Below are 18,454 nucleotides of genomic sequence, written 5' to 3'. Positions count from 1 at the left end.
GTGGGGAAAATAAAAGCGATGCAGCTTCGGAACAGGGGGTTTCCCCCACTCGCGCTTTGCATGGCTGACAGGGAATTTGGAGTGAGTCGGTGGGATAACAATCGGTCCGAGACCTGATTTAACCGTCCCGTCGCAACTCCGCCAGCTCCTGATCTTCCCCTACACCCATCACCCCACACCCCACACCCCGTAAAGCTTTTAAGGCTGTTTGTCACCCCGTCAGAGCCTGTAGGGTGGGCAAAAACAGTTGGGTTCAAATGAGTATTAACGATTAAATTACTTTGCCCACCCTACTTTAAACTAAACAAACGTAGTATCACCTAGTGGCAAGTCCACAACAGATTAGAGTGTGGCCAGAAAAGCTCAAAACCCCACCAAATAAGTGACAAATTTTTTTTGATTAGTCTTTGATCAGCGGACAAAAGATTGTATAGCCCCATGGTTAAGCATGAGGGCAACTTTTCCAACCATACTGACCATTTTTGGCTGTTTGTCAAGTTAAAATTTGCAATTAGGCAATTAACCCAATTAACAATTAACAATTAACAATTAACCAAATGCGCTCAATCCTAAGCTCAGCATTTGTAAGCCCTGGCTAATTGGGAGCGATGCATCCAGGTTGACCGGCTTCGCTGCTACTGCTGTCTCAATGGCTTTGGACTGAATGGGTTTGGAAAAGAAGATGTTTGGAAAAGAATATTTTTGAAAAAGCCTTATCTATTGGCCACTATTTTCCAGTTTATCGGTGTTAGTTGGAGGGTGGTATTCCCCCTCTTTTTAACGTGACGGTATCACCGAATTCTTCAAGTGGCGACTTATCTGAAAGCTGTGGAATCCCTTGACAAGTGTTGATTCCGAGCACCCTGAGTTTAATTTGGTAAAACATACCTAAACAGATTTCCTGAATCTATAGGTTTCCTGAGTCTATAGTTAATTGTGCTGTAATCAAAATCTAAAGAATACAGCAGCAATTTTCAATGTAGCTAAACAATTAGTTTGATTAGCTCGATGCACTAGAAGTTAGTATAAACCAACTAACCTGAATAGAATATTAACAATTGTTAAAAGTTACCCCAAGTCGTGGCAGATCAGCTGAGTTGAAGATAAGCAGGACTTCCGCAGTAAATCTATATAAAATCTCTATAAAATTGATAGGGCTACGGGCAGCCCTATAGTTCATTAATCGCATCAGCATAAGCCATTGCTGCTGTTTCCCACTTGGGCAAATTACTACTAATTTCAGCTAATTGTTTTTCTTTCAAACCACCCATTACCTTCTCGGCTGCCTCCCTAGGCTGATCAGGATCAACGGTAATGATGGCAGACCCCCCTGCTTCTAAACCGGCTTGATTCCCTTGAGAGACGACGACGAAGCGACCAAATGATGCGGCTTCGGCAATGGGTAGTCCAAATCCCTCCCGGTCAGACAGAAACACTACCGCTGTTGCCTCTCGATACCATTGAGCCAGAATGCGATCGCTTATGTGGCCATGATACTGAACCCAAGGCAAGCTCTCAATTGACTTGAGGAACGCTTCACCGCTAGCTTGGGTGGAAGTATTCATCCCTCCCACTAAATGCAATTCCCAAGGTTCACCACTGAGCTCTCTGAGTTGAGTGGTTAATGCCACAGCTTCCGGTAAACGCTTGGCAGCTGGGTCGATGCGACCTACGGATAACAAGAATGGTCCGGTGGGAGCAGGAATTGAGACGGTCGGTAACTTAGCTAGGGCTGAGTCTACTCCATTGGGAATAGTTTTCAGCTTCTGTTGAAGCCTTGGGTTAGGACGAAAGTGTCGCAGGTCATTCTCGGTAGCTTTGCTGACCACGATAATCTGCTGGGCAAAACGAATCGAGGCATCCAGGTAAATTAGCGATCGCAAAGCCGTTTTTATGCGATCGCCATACTTATTAGCCGCTTTCCATTCATTGACATCATGAAGCACTGCAATAGTAGGTGGATGCCACGGCAGAACGATCGGGTTAGATAGCCAGACTAGAGCCTCTATTCCTTCTTGAGCACAATACCCACTCAAGCGAGTAGCCACCCAACCATACCGCTTTGCTGGGGAGTAATCCAGCGGTGGTAGGATATTAACACTATCTGCCAACTCCTGTAGGGTAGGAGTATTCTCAAACGCATTAGGAGAAGCCAAGATTTTCACCTTAGTGCCTCGGCTGATCAGTTCCTCAACTAGAGGTGGTAGTAATCGATTGAGATACTGCCCAATTCCTAAGCGAGGACCAAGATAATGGGCAATTAAAGCAACAGACATAGCTTATAGCACCGGAAACAGAGAACAGGGAATCGGGAATCGGGAATCGGGAATCGGGAATCGGGAATCGGGAGTAGGGAGTAGGGAATCGGGAACAGGCAAAAAATCCGTGTGTGTACTCCACTAATATGAAAACCGCTGTAGCTTAGATGTAGGCATAATTTCTAACTTAGTTACAATACCACTAAATAAAATCATAAAGGAACAGGCATTTAGAAAATTTTCCACTCCCGACTCCCGACTCCCGACTCCCTAATCCCTACAATGAACAAAATAATTGCCTGGTATCGATGGGCGATGCAAACAGGGCAGCTACCATTTGCGATAATTTTAACCCTCACCATCTACCAACCCTTTGAAGACTTTGTTCTCAACTGGCTGCCCTTACCCTCACCGTTAATTTCATTAATACGTTTTGTTCCAGAAATCACCCTTTACGTCCTAATGGTAAGGGTAATTTATCTGCGGCTATCCTCTGGTAAAGGTATACGAAAAACCCCCCTAGATATTTTAATTATTGCATTTTTTATTGGTAGCATGATTTCCATTGTGGTTAACCATGCTGGAATTGCAGGGAGCATCAAAAACTTACGCACTAACTTTCGATATATCTCAGTTTACTATACTGTCGTTAATATTGACATTTCTATCGAACAGCTTTCCCTATTATTAAAAAGTATTAGACTAGCCAGTTTAATCCAGGCAGGTATAGCCTCCATCCAATACTTCTTACCGGCCAGCATCACTCAGAAACTCTTCACCAGGCAAGTCATACACTCGGCCACAATGGCTGCCAAAAATGCCAGCATTGGCACCTTTGGCGACAGTGCCATCCTTTCAGGATTCCTGATGTTAGCAATTTCAGTATTTATTAGCCATGTCTACACCAACTCTAGTCATCTTATTCCCACCTTCAAAGACTCCGTTAGTATTTTAGTGCTATATTTCGCTAACTTTGCTTCCAAAAAGCGAGCTGCACTGATGATATCGCTACTAATTCCTATTCTAGTCTTAGTTCATCTCAACAGGAAAAGAGATACTGCTCTCATCCTCTGGTTTGCTACAGCACTTTTGATAACTGTAGTATTGGTTTCTCCATTATTGAATCTTCAAACATCAGCTGCTTCAGTCTCTGAAGACGGTGAAATCCCTGATCTAACTTCCTATTTCTTCTCTATTTTTTCTCCAGATTACTGGCAACACAACTTAGAAGCTCAGCGGGGTTGGGCAGCCAAGACTATTGTTAATGGTTTAATGAATTCAGGAGGCTGGTTTGGCTTTGGTCCAGAGCCTGGTGCCTTACAAAGAGGAATAGAAAATTCCGTGATTCTCTCCCCAGATGAACAACGGCATTTATCCTGGCATGTGGAACTCCTGGAAGATGCCTACTGGTTTGCCTTCCTCGGATATTTTGGAATTGTTGGTTTGGGGATTTTTTGGCTAATCTTGCTACGGCTTTACCAAACGTCTCAATCTCTGATTAAATCCTCTTCATCCCTGGAATACAAATCCCTTGGGGTGATGCTTTGTACGATAATTATTGTTTCTTTCTTTTACACCTTTGTGGAACGGACATTTAAACTACGACCCTTTAGTTTTTATTTTTGGTTACTGGCTGGATTAGTAGTTAATTCCTGGTCTGTTCAACAAGAGAATAGGAAGTAGGGAGTAGGGAGTAGGGAATAGGGAGTAGGGAATCGGGAATCGGGAATCGGGAATCGGGAATCGGGAACTTCGGATCAATATCAAAGAAAGACAAGGATTTTTTTGCTATGGTGAATCCTTACTGCTGATATACTACTTATCATAACTGTTAGCAATTCCATTATCACCCCATCACCCCATCACCCCATCATGATTGATCATCAACCGAGAGTGGAACAGATATTTGTAGTGGGAAACTCCCGTAGTGGAACTACTCTGATGGGTCTAATCTTGGGATTAAATTCGGAGGTTTTCACCTTTGAGGAACTCCATTTTTTTGGGCAGTTATGGTCCGAGCAGCATCGGGACTCTTACCTAACTCAGGCAGAAGCAGAACAGCTAGCCGCTCGCCTCCTATCAATTCAGCATAGTGATGTTTTGCGTCCAGGAGATCCCAGTGACTTTAGTGAAGAAGCCAAAGTAATTATTTCCCAGCTTGCAGAGGAAAAGCTAACCTCTGGGGATGTCTTTAAGGTATTTCTGGGATACAAAGCTGCCAAAAACGGTAAGAAGATTCCTTGTGAGCAAACTCCGCGCAATGTTTTATACATGGCTGAAATCCTGGAACTTTATCCCGAAAGCCGGATTATTAATATGGTTCGTGACCCCCGAGATGTACTGCTGTCACAAAAATATAAGTGGCGAATCAAATTCCTGGGTGCCAAGAATATTCCCTATCGAGAAGTCTTCCGGTCTTGGTGCAATTATCATCCCTTTACCATCTCAAAACTTTGGAATGCCTCGATTAACGCTGCTGAAAAATTTGCCAATCATCCCCGATGTCGTACGGTGAGATTTGAAGATTTGGTAACAAATCCAGAGCAGACCGTGGCAGAAATTTGCCAGTTTATAGGTCTGGAGTTCCAATCACAAATGTTGGATGTTCCTCAAAATGAGGGCGGTGTCTCATCCCATAAGCAAATCACACCAAAACGTCGGGGGATTGACCCCAATACCACGGGAAAATGGCGGCGTGGGGGACTTTCTGTGACAGAGATTCATATTTGCCAGCAAGTAACCTATACTAACATGCTCAACCATGGTTACTCCTATGCTTCCATTAAGCCCAACCCCTTGATGTTAGCATTAAGCTGGGCATTTTTACCGGTAAAATTGACCCTAGCCTTGTTAATGAATCTTCACCGAACCCGAAACATTGTTGAAGCGATTCGCAGACGCTTGTAAATAGACCTCTTGCATAAGTCTCATAAACCGTCGGTGTTGACAAGGCAAAAGGCAAAAGGCAAAAGGCAAAAGGCATAGATTTTGTTGGTCATGGTGATACCTCTAAGATATGTTTAATACCTTTAATAAAGACTTGAAAACTATGGGATGTATTATCAGTTAAAGATAAATGGGGTGCAATTTTTTTAGAATGAATTCCTGGATAGTATTCCTTAACCAAACGTTTAAGCTCTTGTTTGGCAGAATTAAGCTGATCGGGGTTACGGTATTTCTGTTTACTTTGTTGTTTACTGAGGCTATCAGGTTTCATGTGATAGGCTTTTTCGACTGCGGCTAAGTTTCCTAAGAACCAGGATTCTAATTCATGGCAGATGATCCGAATCATCACATTATTGGATTTTCCGGCAGTTTTACAAATTTCTAATAGTTCGGATTTTAGTTTTTTGCAATCATGGGAGTCTTGGTCATGGACGATCATGAATCTAGTGTCAGGACTATATTGAAAGGGTTTAATTTTCGTGGGAATAGATTTCCATAAGTGCTGTTTGCCTTGGTGGGGGATACAAAGATAGGTGATTTTATCGGGGATAATTTTCGGTAGGAGTTGATCTAAAACGTTTTTCATGGAGCGTTCTTCTAGCAGAAAAATCAGGTCATAACTCATTAGGGGGCAACTCCTTCAAACCAGCCTTGACTCCAGAGATAGCCAGGTAAGTCTCCAGCTTGGACTAGATTGACAAGAGTTGGGTCATCTTCAGCCCTTGAGAATTTAGTGATCCCATGTTCTTTGGTCAGCCAAAAGATGCTCTCCAGGGGAACGGCATTTAAAAAGTCAGGGGAGTGGGTAGAGACAAAGACCTGGCCACCACGATGGGCATAACTGGCAAATTCTTCCGCGAGTTCATGTAAAAGGCTGGGGTAAAGTTGGTTTTCGGGTTCTTCGACACAGAGTAGGGGGTGAGGCTTAGGATCGAAGAGCAATATTAAATAGGCAAACATTTTCATGGTGCCATCGGAAACATAGCGATCGATAAAGGGGTCTTTAAAAGCTTGATCTTGAAATTTTAGGATTAGTCTGCCGTCTTCAGTATTTTTGGCTTCTACTTTGGAAATGCCGGGGACTCGTTGTTGCATTCGCTGGAGAATTTCCTCGAATATTTCGGGATGTTCTTGATAGATGTATTGGGCTACTAATGCCATATTATCTCCTGTGGGGGAGAGGTGTTCAGCATAGAGTGCGTCTTTGCTGCCTCTAGCTTCATTGATATGAAAGTCGGAAACATGCCAGTTTTCGATCAGGGAACGAAAGGCACTGGCGGCTTTGAAGCGTTGGAATTGTCCTAAGCCTTTTATGGCTAAAATGTCGCTGGAATCAAGTTCTTGTTTTTCCCGTTCTAGTTTTGTTTCAGGTTGGTCAAACTCTTCTTCGTTAATGATAGCGTCTCCTTTTCCTTTTTTAAAGTCTAGGAAATGAAAAGGTTTACCTTCTTTCCCACGTTTATAACGCAGAATTTCTCGTTTTATGAACGGTCGTCTATTCTCTTGTCCAATTTTAATAATATAGGTAACCAGGCGCTGAGTTCCAAGAATTTTCATACGGAACTGAAGTTCTATTTCGATATCTTCTTGCTCTTTACCTCGGGTGATAACTTCATTGAAACCGCCACGAACTTGGAGAGCTTGACGAATATTATTTTTGAGGGCATCGTGGATAAAGCCAAATATGTCAAAAAGGGTTGATTTACCGGTACCATTTGCACCAACGACAACAAAAAATGCGGGAATTTTTTCTATTTTCAGGTTTTCAAAGACACGATAGTTTTTGATTGTGATAGAAATAATTTTCATATTCTATGATTTACCTAAACAAAGATTTAAGGAGCATCCATCCCCAACTCATCATAAAACCTCCTCGATCGTGGCATCAATTTCTACCAAATTTCGATCCACTTGCTTCAACTCCGCCGCCACCACCCCTAGATTAATCTCCGCTCACTGTTGCCAAGTCTGCGATACAGCCATTACAGCCCAATCAGGTTATCAAGGCTAGGTCTTTTTTGTTAGCACTGACCTACCGTTGGATATGTCTATCACGACTTACGCAAAGCCCCCTAAATCCCCCAATTATGGGGGACTTTGACATCATTACCCCCCAAAATTGGGGGGCAGGGGGGCAAAACGAACTAACTTCGTAAGTCCTATCTATGGTGCTTCAGGATCGTCTATCCTGTGATCGGAGGGGAGCATGTTACCTAAATTACAAGGGTAACATGCTCCCTAGTAAGACGCCTAAGTCTGTTAAAATGTTACTAATTCTCAGCTGAATTAATCAGGGAAAAAGATTATGAATATCCTGATTTCTGCTTATGGCTGTTCCCCAGTAAGAGGGTCTGAATATGGTATAGGTTGGAATGTCATAAAACAAATAGCTAAGAACCATAGCCATAAGTGTTGGGTGCTCACTAACATAACTGATCAATCTCAGATTGAACAGGAATTGGCTAATTCACCTTTAGACAATGTTACTTTTATCTTTGTAGCAATGTCTGAAGGGTCTCGTAATTCAGGATTGTCTCATTATTTGTACTATATCGCCTGGCAGATTAGAGCATTTTTTGTGGCCAAAAAACTCCAGGACGAAATTGGCTTTGATTTGGTTCACCATGTCACCTATCAAAATTCCTGGTTGCCGACATGGATAGGCTGGCTAGGTGTGCCCTTGATTTGGAATGGTGGAGCTAAAGATAAAATTCCTTCGGTACTTTTGAAGACATTATCCCTACAATCGGCCATGATGGAACGGATTCGGATGGTGTCGATGAATGTCCTAGGTGGCTTTACCCAGTGGTCTGTTGCTTCTCGCGCTAAATTAATTCTATCTCGGGAAGCGAGCCAATGGTCAGACAATTTACCAGTTAAAGCTTTTCCTCCCTTTGGTCTTAATCAAAAGGATATTGAGAGATTAGGTCAACTGCCCCAGCGCCAAGACGAACCCTTTCGAGTGGTCAGTATTGGGAGATTTTTGGGTTGGAAAGGGTTTGCATTGGGCATCCGTGCCTTTGCCCAGTTCCATCGTGAACACCCCACTAGTGAATACTGGCTGATTGGTGATGGTCCTGAAAAGGAGGGGCTAGAGAAATTAGCTAAAGAGCTTGGATGCGGTGATGCTGTACGTTTTTGGGGGAAGCTTTCCCGTGATCAGGTGCTACAACGGATGGCAGAGGTGGACGTGTTAATGCATCCGAGCTTCCATGATCATTGGCCGACGGTGGTGTTGGAAGCAATGGCGTCTGGTAGACCTGTGGTTTGTCTCGATATTGGTGGACCCTCGTTGATGGTTCAAGAAGACTGGGGAATTAAAGTGCCTGTGGATAACCTATCCCAAGTGATCAATGATTTAGATCAAGCACTGTTGCAGTTAGCAACTAATGGGGAAAAACGTATATCTATGGGACTAAAAGGACGAGTGATAGTCTCAGAGAATTGGTCATGGGAGATAATCGGTGAACAAATGTTGAATCTATATCAGGAAGTCATTAATTCTTAAGCATTGAGCTATCAGCTATCAGCTATCAGCTATCAGCTATCAGCTATCAGCTATCAGCTATCAGCTACGCGAACAGTTCTGTAGGGTGCGTTAGGGACGGACTAGCCTTGATTGTCGCGGTAGCCAGTATTGGAAAAGTCCGTCCCGTAACGCACCACCGCGTCAAACTTAACAATTAATTAACCACTAACTAACAATTACCTGATCTATAGAAGCCCTAATCTTTTGAGCTAGTAGCTCTACATGGGGGTCTTTGAGAAAACTCCCTGGTTGGTCATCTAAGTGCTTACCAGAGATTTCCTGGATTTCCAGCTCTCCAGTAACTAACTCTATCCAGCCTTTTTGGAGTTCTGGAGATTGGGCAATCCGCTCATTGGTCAAGAACATTGTTACTGGGTTTGGATAGTAGCGTTTGGCCACATAATTTTTTGACGCGAAGGTGTTAGCTTCTTGGACTTTGATGATTTGGAGAGATTGCGGTAAGGAAATCCCAAAGGACTGATATAATTTAGAAACAACCTTTAGGAATTGCTGCTTGAGTACGTCTTGAAAACCTCTATGAATCAATCGCTGAAACAGTCCCTTTAATCGGTCACTATAGCTACGTTGATAGGGAACTTGGTTTTCATTTGTGGAGAATTCAACAGGGCTAGGTTCAAGCAGAGCTAGCAGAGCGACTGTCTCACCGTCTAAGCGGAGCAGCTGAGCAATCTCCAGAGCAATTTTACCTCCAAAGCAGTATCCTGACAGAAAATAGGGACCCTTGGGCTGAATAGTACGTATTTCCTTGAGGTAGCAGCGAGCCATATCTTCAACTGTGTTCAGGGGAGTCTCTTTGCCATCGAGACCCAATGATTGGAGTCCATAAAACGGTTGCTCCGAACCTAAATAACGTGCCAAATCCCGAAAGCTGAGAATGTTACCACCGGCTCCATGAATACAAAATAGAGGGGGCTTGGAACCATTGGGCTGAATTGGTACTACTGACGACCAAGGAGCAGCACTTTGGTCTTGGCGCAGCTGGTTTGCTAATTGGGCTACAGTGGGAGCCATTAGCAGAGAAGCTAAGGGCAGTTTTTTATGGAAAACCTTCTCAATCTCAGCAAACAGGCGCACGGCTAGGAGAGAGTCTCCTCCTAGGTCATAGAAGTTATCTGTAACACTGATCGATTTGATTCCTAAGACGTTTTCCCAAATCTTGGTCAGTTGACGTTCTAAGTCATCTCGGGGAGCAACAACGGTGTTGGATGACTGTGGCTGAGGTTGGTCAGGGGCTACCAGAGTACTGTTGTCTTTTTGGGCATCGTCTTCTTGGCTCTTGTACCTTGGGATGTCTTGCTGGTGAGGTGTCTGACCATGGCATCCATCACAATCTACTGGTACCCCTGCTGCCCTGAGCTGTTCTACGGTAGTGAGCAAGAAGCCTAGATCCGATTGCTCCTGTCGTGGATGACGTACTGACGTTAGCACCAGCTGCTCAACCGCTTTCTGAGAGTGTCGTTTAGTTAATGTGCTCAAGGTTCGCCCAGGCCCTACTTCTAGCAGGATGGTCTCTGGTTGTTTCAACAACTGTTGCACACCTTGAGAAAATCGCACAGTTTGCCGCAGATGCTGTGCCCAATAGCGTGGATTGACTGCTTGCTCCGCTGTAATCCAAGTGCCAGTAACATTAGATAGGTAGGGAATTTGTGGGGGATTGAGACTAACCTGTTTTACCTGGTCGGTGAAGGAGTCCAAGATCGGTTCCATCATCTTGGAATGAAAGGCATGGGAGGTATGTAGCCTGCGGTAGTCTACCCCTTTTTGATCCAATTGGTTTTGTAATAATGCGATCGCATCAGTAGGACCAGAAATCACCGATTGGGATGGCCCGTTAATCACTGCTAAGGATAGTTCCTGACCCAGCAGGGATTCCACCTCTTGTTCTGGTAAAGGAACAGCAAGCATGGAGCCAGCAGGAAGTTGTTGCATCATCTGCCCTCGAAGGGCAACCAGAGATAATGCATCCTCTAAGGAGAATACCCCAGCTACACAGGCTGCCACATATTCACCGATACTGTGACCAATCATCGCTTGGGGACGGACTCCCCAGGACATCCATAACTGAGCTAGGGCGTACTCGATCACAAACAGGGCTGGCTGGGTAATAGTAGTCTGTTTCAGGTGCTCTGTGGCCTGATTAGTCTGTTCCTGCTTTGGGTAGAGTACATGGCGCAGGTCAATGCCCAGATGGGGTTTGAGGAGTTCTGAGCATCGATCAATCAAATCACGAAATGTTGATATTTCATGGATTAGTTCCAGCCCCATATTGACATATTGTGCTCCCTGTCCTGGAAACATAAATGCCACCGGCTGAAGCTTCGGCTGTTGGCCGTTTATCAATAATTGTTTCGGTCGTTGTTTCGGTCGTTGTTGGGGTTGGCGAGTACTCGGTTCTAACACATCCCTGATTTCCCGGTTGCTGATTAGCTTACTTGCTTAGCCATGATTGCTCAGATTTCACAGCAAACGTTAACTAATATAGCAAACCTTACTTATTCAAGTAATACAGTATAGCTTTTTTTCCATGATTTCTTCAAGACTTAGCCTGAAAACAGCGATGCAGCGCGGTCTTGGGGGTTTCCCCCATGAGCGACTGCATCAAGACAGGGTAAAACGATTTACTGTAAGCCAACTCAGGGCGGTGTTTGAGATTTTTTTTGAAATTTTTTTTATCAATCAGAACTTACCCATTGCCCCGGTTGCTCCACCAAACTTAGTATATTTTTGAAGTAGTACCCCCTATATTTGGTGGGTTAGCAGGCCAAAACCAACTAAACTTCGTAACTCATATAAATCCTGGAACTTTAATCATCAAATTTACGTCCCTAGATAGTTTATTACCTGAAAATAGCTAATTGTTTACCCTACCTGACGATAGATGAGTTCACAATTTTTTCACAAAGTATCATTAAACTCTTTATAAAGTCTGTTCACTAATCAGATGTTGCTTCAGCTCAATTTAAGTGTTGGAGGTTGTTCCATGAACTCGCTCAGTTCCCGGTCGATCACCCTTGAGTTGATTGAATGGGAGATACTACAATATGTAGCAGTTTATTTACAATTGATTGACCCCTGTTGACAACATTAACTTTTTTTAAAATCTTGAATTTTGACAGGGATTTTAAGATACTGTGTGAAATGTTGATTAAATAGCAAAGCCATCGTTAAACCGTTTGGAAAACTAATGGTGATTATTGCATCTATGGTCAAGTTATTCGTCCTAAAAAAACCTGAGATTGTAACAGATTATGGCACTTTTGACAAGTTGGCACAACCGCTTCAACGACCGCCTAAAGTTCAGATACTATTTATCACACAAATCCTAAATGTTTAGGGGACACAGCGTGAAGCGTGTCACATCCCCTCTGCTTGGTGGTAGTGTGTTCCAGAGAAAAACCATCAAATCAAGTATGACATTAACAACCGCGCTGGAACGTATTCTACTTAATGGTTTTAAGGGTTTGTGGATAAATACCATCTCAGTGATGGCAGGTGATAGTCCATTGTCAAACTGCGTCAAACTAACAGAGTTTTGACAAATCATGGCCTAGCCTTATCCTAGAAATCTACTTGATTGATAAAGCAGCTTAAGGTAGGCAAAAAAAATTATCGGGTTGATCTACCGTTGATAGCCGTTTTTTATCGGCTGTTCGGTGCGTTTTCGTGATTAAACTCAGTTAGTCCAAGTAACTCGTGAATTGGGAAGGCAAAAATTTGCCTTTGTATACTGTTAGACTCGGGCATCTAAAATGTTGAAACTATCAATTCTTGGTATCCGTGGCATTCCCGCCCAATATGGTGGATTTGAAACTTTCGCGGAACGGCTGTCAAAATATCTTGTATCTCAGGGATGGGAAGTCACAGTCTATTGTCAGGAAGAGCACAAAAATCAGATGTTTGAAGAATACTGGAATGGTATTCGTCTGGTTCATATACCGGTTCCGTATGGCAACGCAATGGGATCGATCATTTTTGACTGGAAATCTACATTACATGCGGTCAAACAAAAGGGGATCGTGCTTACCCTTGGCTATAACACAGCTATCTTCAGTATTTGGTATCGCCTCAAAGGGATTACCAATTTTATGAATATGGATGGTCTGGAATGGAAACGCAGTAAATGGAGGCTTCCTGAAAAAATTTGGTTATATCTCAATGAATGGGCTGGGTGTTGGTTAGCTAACAGTTTAATTGCTGATCACCCAGCAATCAAGAGTCATTTATTGACTCGAAAAGTAGCTTCTGATAAAATTACCGTTATTCCTTATGGAACCGAGAAAGTTGTTGATGGCGACTCACAACTTTTAAGCGCGTATAATCTGGTTCCGAAGGAGTATGCTTTGGTAATTGCCAGACCAGAACCAGAAAACTCGATTCTAGAGATTGTTTCTGGCTTTTCCAGGCGACCTCGGGGTCTTAAATTGGTGGTGCTTGGTCGCTATTTACCTGATCAGGTACCCTATCACAAACAAGTTTTAGAAGCAGCCAGTGATGAGGTTATCTTTCCTGGTGCTATCTATAATAAGTCAGTGGTTAATGCCTTGAGATTCCACGCACGACTCTATATTCATGGACATCAAGTTGGTGGCACTAATCCTTCTTTAGTAGAAGCCCTCAGCGCTGGTCAACCGGTTCTGGCAAACAATAATCGCTTCAATCGTTGGGTTGCAGGACCTGGTGCTCACTATTTCAAAAATGAAGCAGAATTGGAGCAGAAACTGGAGATACTGCTAAATGATGCTGATGAACTGCAAAAAATGAAACTAGCGAGCAAAAAGCGCTACTATGAGGAATTTGCTAAGGATAAGGATATTAAAGCCTACGAAAGGTTGTTCCTATCCCAAGCTAAGCAGCTGCATAAACTAGCTTTGTTCAGTTCTCCAATCCCTGACATAAAGTGATAGCCTTCATCAGTTGGGCTATTTGCTGATCAGGGAAAAATTGGGGTTAGAGGGTAACAAGTAATGGGTAAAGGGTAATGTTAGAAACCTTTATCCATTACTTTATTTATTTTGAGCGGTCAGCGGTCAGCAGTCAGCGGTCAGCGGTCAAAAGCAAGCATATGCGCTTCGCGCACGCTAGGCGAACAGCGGTCAGCCGTCAGCCGTCACCTTAAAATAAACCTCTTTAGAGAGCATTTAATAGTTCAAGATTAATGAGAATTGAAAGTCTGGGTAAAAGCCCTTGGCCATTCCCGTAGCGTGGCCACGCTACTTTTATTCAAAAGCTGACAGCTGACAGCTGATAGCTGATAGCACCTCAAGTAGCGTGCGCGTAGCGCTAATCGCTGTTCGCTGATAGCTGAATACTTACAATCAACAAGCCTGAATTAGCTCTTGCAAGGTGGTAGTGAAATTTGGATAGGAGATGGCAGCTGCTTCAGCACCGTGAATGGTAGTTGTACCTTGGGAATTGAGGGCTGCGATCGCTAAACTCATGGCAATGCGGTGGTCAGTATGACTATCCACGTCTGTACCGGTTAAGGGAGTACCACCGATAATTTCTAAACCATCGGGCAATTCAGTGACCTTAGCTCCCATCTGGTTCAACTGGGATGCCATCACGGCTAAGCGATCGCTTTCCTTAACTCGCAGTTCTGCTGCATCCCGAATGATAGTAGTTCCTTGGGCAAAGACTGCTGCTACTGCTAGAATTGGCACTTCATCAATCAGGCGGGGAATCAAGTCACCGGCAATGGTGCATCCTTTGAGGTTACCGTGACGTACCCGCAAATCTGCCACCGGCTCTCCAGCCACTACTCGCTGATTTAACAGCTCAATATCAGCCCCCATCATGGATAGGGCTTCTAAAATACCTGTACGGGTAGGGTTGACACCGACATTTTCCACAATCAGTTCTGAACCCGGTACAATCGCTCCGGCTACTAACCAAAAGGCCGCTGAGCTGATATCACCAGGAACAATTACGGTTTGCCCTTGCAACTGAGCCGGTCCTGTCACCGTAACACTATTGGTTTTTGGGTCAGTAATAATTTGAGCGCCAAAGGCTTTGAGCATCCGTTCGCTGTGGTCACGGGAGAGGGCTGGTTCAGTGACAGTTGTTTGTCCTTCGGTGATTAAACCAGCGAGGAGAATACAGGATTTTACTTGAGCTGAGGCGATGGGAGAGTGGTAGTGAATTGGTTTAAGAACGGAACCTTTAATGGCCAGGGGAGCGAGGGAAGCACCTTCACGCCCCCAGATGCTTGCTCCCATTTGTTGTAGGGGTTTGACTACACGGGACATCGGACGCGATCGCAAAGACCTGTCACCAGTTACAGTAAAAAATCGGTCAGCAGCAGAGGCGAGTAGTCCCAGCATCAGTCGTAGGGTAGTACCCGAGTTGCCTGCATTTAAGACATCAACGGGTTCTTGCAGTTTCCCTAGTCCTATACCCTTAACAATCACTTGTTCAGTATTAAGTTCCGAGATATCTGCGCCCAAGGCACGAAAGCAGCTAGCAGTGCTTTGGGGGTCTTCTCCCAAAAGTAACCCTTTAATGGTAGTTTCTCCTTGCGCGATCGCTCCCAACATTAAGGCTCGATGGGAAATCGATTTATCCCCTGGTATCCTTATAACTCCCTGCAAACATAGACCAGATGTTGGGGGATTTATGCTTAAAGTCTGTTGATTTTCGGTGGTAGTTAGGGTGACTAGATTTGCTGGCAAGGGCATAGACTTCGGTTACATTACCGTGCTGGATGATCACCGATTTTATCAAAATTCTACGTATTACTGAGATCTGGCACCGTTGTAATTAATTCTAGGGTGGGCAGTGAATCTGTCTGATCCACTGCCCACCCTACATTAATTGAGCGTTGCTCAAGCCAAGGTTTCTGGACAATATCCCAACCCCATGGTAAATTGTTCGCAAAAAGCTTCTATGTCGCTCTGGTTTGGACTACCATGAGAAACCACAGCAACTTGGTAGCGACGCATGACCTCTACCGGTGACTGTCCGGTTTCCAGACTCCACAGAGCCATTTGCACACGAATGTCTGGGCTGTAGGGAATCCCCAACTCGTTCATATAAGCCCGAAAGTCTCCATGTTGTTGAGCGGTTAAGGGTGTGTCCATCTTAACCTTAACCACCCAGCCATCAATCCGATGAATCACCGTGGCAAATTTGATAGGTAGCTGGGGCGAGTCTTTTAGATACTCAACGACTCGCAGAGTTAGACTGGCATTAGCTAAAAAGTAAAGGTAATCCATAGAGAGGAGTTAGTTAGTAACCAACTGAGGCTTGATATGCTATCCGATATCTTTATTTTTGCAAGCCAGGATTGCTAATTGATAGGGGATACTCCCCCGATCTTAGATAGGGGATATTCCCCAACGTAGGAATAACAGCATGACATGACAGGGATTGACAAACAGACATCCAAGCACCAAATCGACCAATTAGTCTCAAGCTATGACTATGAACTACCCCAAGAGCAAATTGCCCAAACACCCTTGAGTGAGAGGGATGGTTCAAAACTGCTGGTGGTAGATTCACCAACTCACCATAGCCACCACATCTTTAGGGAATTACCTGAGCTATTGCAACCGGGTGACCTATTGATCCTCAATAACACCAGGGTTATCCCCGCTCGACTCTATGGGCGTAAATCCACTGGTGTTCCTGTGGAGATTTTGTTGTTAGAAGAGCGACCACATCAAGAACAACAGCAGGGACAACAGCAGGGACAACACCAGAGTTGGCTAGCTTTAGTGAAACCAGGTAGGCGTCTGAAGCCAGGAGCAGAGATTTGGTTTACTCCCTCATCCGAGCTTGGGCTCAACGATAGTAGCGTCTCCAAACAACTAACTACCCCCCTACCTCCTCTTAAAGCAACTGTTCTGGCAACAGATGAAGCGACCAGTGGGCGGATATTGCAGTTTGATTTCCCAGAGGGAGTATCCTGGGAAACCCTGTTGGAGTTGTATGGTCAGGTTCCTCTACCCCCCTATATCCAAGACTCTCAAGCTACCCCAGACCAGTATCAGACCATTTATGCTCAAAAGAATGGTGCTGTTGCTGCTCCCACCGCTGGACTCCATTTCACCAATGAGCTAATGGAAACCTGTCGCCAACGGGGAATTCGGCTAGGGTATATCACCCTACACGTGGGGGTTGGTACATTTCGACCTGTAGAAGTGGAGGATATTACCGAGCACGACATGCACGGAGAGTGGCTAGAAGTCCCCCAATCAACTGTGGAACAAATTCAGGAAACTAGAGCAACGGGAGGTCGAGTGATTGCTGTAGGCACAACGGTAGTCCGTGCTCTAGAGGGAGCCGTTGTGGATGGGGAATTACAACCCTATTGTGGTAAGACTAACTTATTTATCTACCCAGGCTATCAGTGGCAGGTAGTGGAGGGATTGATTACCAATTTCCACTTACCTCGGTCGAGTTTATTAATGTTAGTTAGCGCCATGGTAGGGAGGGAAAGGTTACTGACCTTATACCAGGATGCGATCGCTCTTAGTTATCGCTTTTATTCCTTTGGTGATGCAATGTTAATTTTGCCAGAAGCGAAAGCAACTCCTTTACCAGATTTTTAGCCAAAAAGATAGATCCAAGCGCTAGGTTTTTTCCCGACTTTCAACGATACCGTAGCTATGGGCGTTAAAGTTGAGTAGCTGATACCACCAAAGAGAACTATGTCTAAAACCATGACCTCTGCTGTTGTGCCTAATACTCCTTATCTGCCAACTCAGTATGACCTTCCCTGTGATGACGGTATTCCGATGGAAACTGAACGACATAAACTCCAGATGCAATTGCTGATTGATCCGTTATTGCCTTGGTTAGCCCAGCGGGAGGATGGCTATGTGGGGGGCAATATGTTTCTTCATTTCAGTGAAGCACAACTTAAAAATCAAGACTTCCGGGGTCCAGATGTCTTTGTAGTGCTTGGAGTTCCCAAAGCCGAACGACTCAGTTGGGTAGTTTGGGAAGAAGGGAAAGCACCTGATGTGATCATTGAACTAATTTCTGAGAGTACAGCCAAGACCGATAAAAGTACCAAAAAGCTAGTTTATCAAGACCAAGTCAGAGTACCGGAATATTTTTGGTACGACCCGTTTAATCCAGAAGATTGGGCGGGATTTAGCTTAGACAATGGAATCTATCAACCTTTAAGTGAAGATGAACAGGAGCGACTAGTTAGCGAAATATTAGGGTTAGCCTTAGTGCGTTGGTCAGGCTTTTACAAGGATGTGGAGGCCACTTGGCTGCGTTGGGCTACCTTGGAGGGAATTGTGCTACCTACTCCTGAAGAAAATGCAGCGATCGCTCAACAACAAGCAGCGATCGCTCAACAACAAGCAGCGATCGCTCAACAACAAGCGGCGATCGCTCAAGAACGGGCTGACAAACTCGCTGCTCGCTTACGAGCAATGGGAGTGAATCCAGAGGAAGTTTGAAGAATAACAAGAGGCCAAGGGCAAGAGTCGTCACCTAGTCGAATTGATTACTAATAATAGTAGTTATGAGCAATTACTAGGATTATCCCTTTTGGCAAAATTAGGAATTATTTAAAGTCTTTGAGCTGTTACATGTTTTAAACCTAAAAAACTATAACTAAAACCAACATTTGCCTATTGCCTATTGCCTATTGCCTATTGCCTTCCCCTCCTGGGAGGGGTTAGGGGTGGGTTGCCTATTGCCTTCCCCTCCTGGGAGGGGTTAGGGGTGGGTTGCCTATTGCCTA

General features: G+C 44.3%; 12 protein-coding genes and 1 pseudogene. 6 read left to right on the top strand and 7 right to left on the bottom strand.

What is annotated here, in order from left to right; all coding sequences use genetic code 11:
- Positions 1-1,169: 1,169 nt before the first annotated feature.
- Positions 1,170-2,276: a glycosyltransferase gene (locus tag AC4II3_RS22010; protein ID WP_488015678.1), complete on the bottom strand. Its 1,107-nt coding sequence runs from the start codon at positions 2,274-2,276 to the stop codon at positions 1,170-1,172.
- Positions 2,277-2,540: 264 nt separating this feature from the next.
- Here AC4II3_RS22010 and AC4II3_RS22005 point away from each other — a divergent pair, with 264 nt between their 5' ends.
- Complete coding sequence (locus tag AC4II3_RS22005; protein WP_488015676.1) at positions 2,541-3,941, top strand: hypothetical protein; 1,401 nt, start codon at positions 2,541-2,543, stop codon at positions 3,939-3,941.
- Here the strand turns inward: AC4II3_RS22005 and AC4II3_RS22000 are convergent.
- The gene (locus AC4II3_RS22000) at positions 3,904-4,035 is read right to left on the bottom strand and encodes a hypothetical protein (RefSeq protein WP_488015674.1); all 132 of its coding nucleotides are present in this window, start codon (positions 4,033-4,035) and stop codon (positions 3,904-3,906) included. The genes AC4II3_RS22005 and AC4II3_RS22000 overlap by 38 nt on opposite strands.
- Before the next feature lie 95 nt (positions 4,036-4,130).
- Here AC4II3_RS22000 and AC4II3_RS21995 point away from each other — a divergent pair, with 95 nt between their 5' ends.
- Positions 4,131-5,165, top strand: a complete 1,035-nt coding sequence (locus tag AC4II3_RS21995; protein ID WP_488015672.1) for a sulfotransferase family protein — start codon at positions 4,131-4,133, stop codon at positions 5,163-5,165.
- 88 nt (positions 5,166-5,253) lie between these two features.
- Here the strand turns inward: AC4II3_RS21995 and AC4II3_RS21990 are convergent, their stop codons facing one another.
- The gene (locus AC4II3_RS21990; protein WP_488015671.1) at positions 5,254-5,829 is read right to left on the bottom strand and encodes a DUF4276 family protein; all 576 of its coding nucleotides are present in this window, start codon (positions 5,827-5,829) and stop codon (positions 5,254-5,256) included.
- Positions 5,829-7,013, bottom strand: coding sequence for an AAA family ATPase (locus AC4II3_RS21985; RefSeq protein ID WP_488015669.1), 1,185 nt, complete (start codon positions 7,011-7,013; stop codon positions 5,829-5,831). Before AC4II3_RS21985 ends, AC4II3_RS21990 begins: the two co-directional genes overlap by 1 nt.
- Before the next feature lie 496 nt (positions 7,014-7,509).
- Between AC4II3_RS21985 and AC4II3_RS21980 the strand changes: the two genes are divergently transcribed.
- On the top strand, positions 7,510-8,712 hold the full coding sequence (locus AC4II3_RS21980; RefSeq protein WP_488017401.1) for a glycosyltransferase family 4 protein: 1,203 nt from the start codon (positions 7,510-7,512) through the stop codon (positions 8,710-8,712).
- Between the two features lie 186 nt (positions 8,713-8,898).
- Here AC4II3_RS21980 and AC4II3_RS21975 read toward each other — a convergent pair.
- Positions 8,899-11,106: pseudogene (locus AC4II3_RS21975) on the bottom strand (thioesterase domain-containing protein); the annotation flags it as partial.
- 1,397 nt (positions 11,107-12,503) lie between these two features.
- On the opposite strand from AC4II3_RS21975, the gene AC4II3_RS21970 reads away from it, so the two are divergent.
- Positions 12,504-13,655, top strand: a complete 1,152-nt coding sequence (locus AC4II3_RS21970) for a DUF1972 domain-containing protein (RefSeq protein ID WP_488010200.1) — start codon at positions 12,504-12,506, stop codon at positions 13,653-13,655.
- A gap of 414 nt (positions 13,656-14,069) precedes the next feature.
- On the opposite strand, the gene aroA is transcribed toward AC4II3_RS21970, so the two are convergent.
- Together aroA and AC4II3_RS21960 are read right to left on the bottom strand one after the other, a co-directional pair.
- Positions 14,070-15,428, bottom strand: coding sequence for a 3-phosphoshikimate 1-carboxyvinyltransferase (gene aroA, locus AC4II3_RS21965; protein WP_488029505.1), 1,359 nt, complete (start codon positions 15,426-15,428; stop codon positions 14,070-14,072).
- 147 nt (positions 15,429-15,575) lie between these two features.
- Positions 15,576-15,965 (bottom strand): hypothetical protein, encoded by a 390-nt coding sequence (locus AC4II3_RS21960; RefSeq protein WP_008188520.1) that lies wholly within the window; start codon positions 15,963-15,965, stop codon positions 15,576-15,578.
- Between the two features lie 144 nt (positions 15,966-16,109).
- Here AC4II3_RS21960 and queA point away from each other — a divergent pair, with 144 nt between their 5' ends.
- Entirely contained in the window at positions 16,110-17,303 is a 1,194-nt protein-coding gene (gene queA, locus AC4II3_RS21955; RefSeq protein WP_488010202.1) for a tRNA preQ1(34) S-adenosylmethionine ribosyltransferase-isomerase QueA, read from the top strand.
- A gap of 99 nt (positions 17,304-17,402) precedes the next feature.
- Complete coding sequence (locus AC4II3_RS21950; RefSeq protein WP_488010203.1) at positions 17,403-18,167, top strand: Uma2 family endonuclease; 765 nt, start codon at positions 17,403-17,405, stop codon at positions 18,165-18,167.
- Positions 18,168-18,454: the final 287 nt, after the last annotated feature.

This window comes from Moorena sp. (assembly GCF_982860115.1).
Note: the sequence above shows the minus strand (reverse complement) of the source record. Positions and strands in the feature narration are given on the sequence as shown.

What these genes read in the sequence shown, in the direction of transcription:
- AC4II3_RS21995 (WP_488015672.1), top strand. Translation starts at nt 4,131, where the DNA reads ATGATTGATCATCAACCGAGAGTGGAACAGATATTTGTAGTGGGAAAC.
- AC4II3_RS22010 (WP_488015678.1), bottom strand. Translation starts at nt 2,276, where the DNA reads ATGTCTGTTGCTTTAATTGCCCATTATCTTGGTCCTCGCTTAGGAATT.
- AC4II3_RS21950 (WP_488010203.1), top strand. Translation starts at nt 17,403, where the DNA reads ATGTCTAAAACCATGACCTCTGCTGTTGTGCCTAATACTCCTTATCTG.
- AC4II3_RS21980 (WP_488017401.1), top strand. Translation starts at nt 7,510, where the DNA reads ATGAATATCCTGATTTCTGCTTATGGCTGTTCCCCAGTAAGAGGGTCT.
- AC4II3_RS22005 (WP_488015676.1), top strand. Translation starts at nt 2,541, where the DNA reads ATGAACAAAATAATTGCCTGGTATCGATGGGCGATGCAAACAGGGCAG.
- AC4II3_RS21990 (WP_488015671.1), bottom strand. Translation starts at nt 5,829, where the DNA reads ATGAGTTATGACCTGATTTTTCTGCTAGAAGAACGCTCCATGAAAAAC.
- AC4II3_RS21970 (WP_488010200.1), top strand. Translation starts at nt 12,504, where the DNA reads ATGTTGAAACTATCAATTCTTGGTATCCGTGGCATTCCCGCCCAATAT.
- aroA (WP_488029505.1), bottom strand. Translation starts at nt 15,428, where the DNA reads ATGCCCTTGCCAGCAAATCTAGTCACCCTAACTACCACCGAAAATCAA.
- AC4II3_RS21960 (WP_008188520.1), bottom strand. Translation starts at nt 15,965, where the DNA reads ATGGATTACCTTTACTTTTTAGCTAATGCCAGTCTAACTCTGCGAGTC.
- AC4II3_RS21985 (WP_488015669.1), bottom strand. Translation starts at nt 7,013, where the DNA reads ATGAAAATTATTTCTATCACAATCAAAAACTATCGTGTCTTTGAAAAC.
- queA (WP_488010202.1), top strand. Translation starts at nt 16,110, where the DNA reads ATGACAGGGATTGACAAACAGACATCCAAGCACCAAATCGACCAATTA.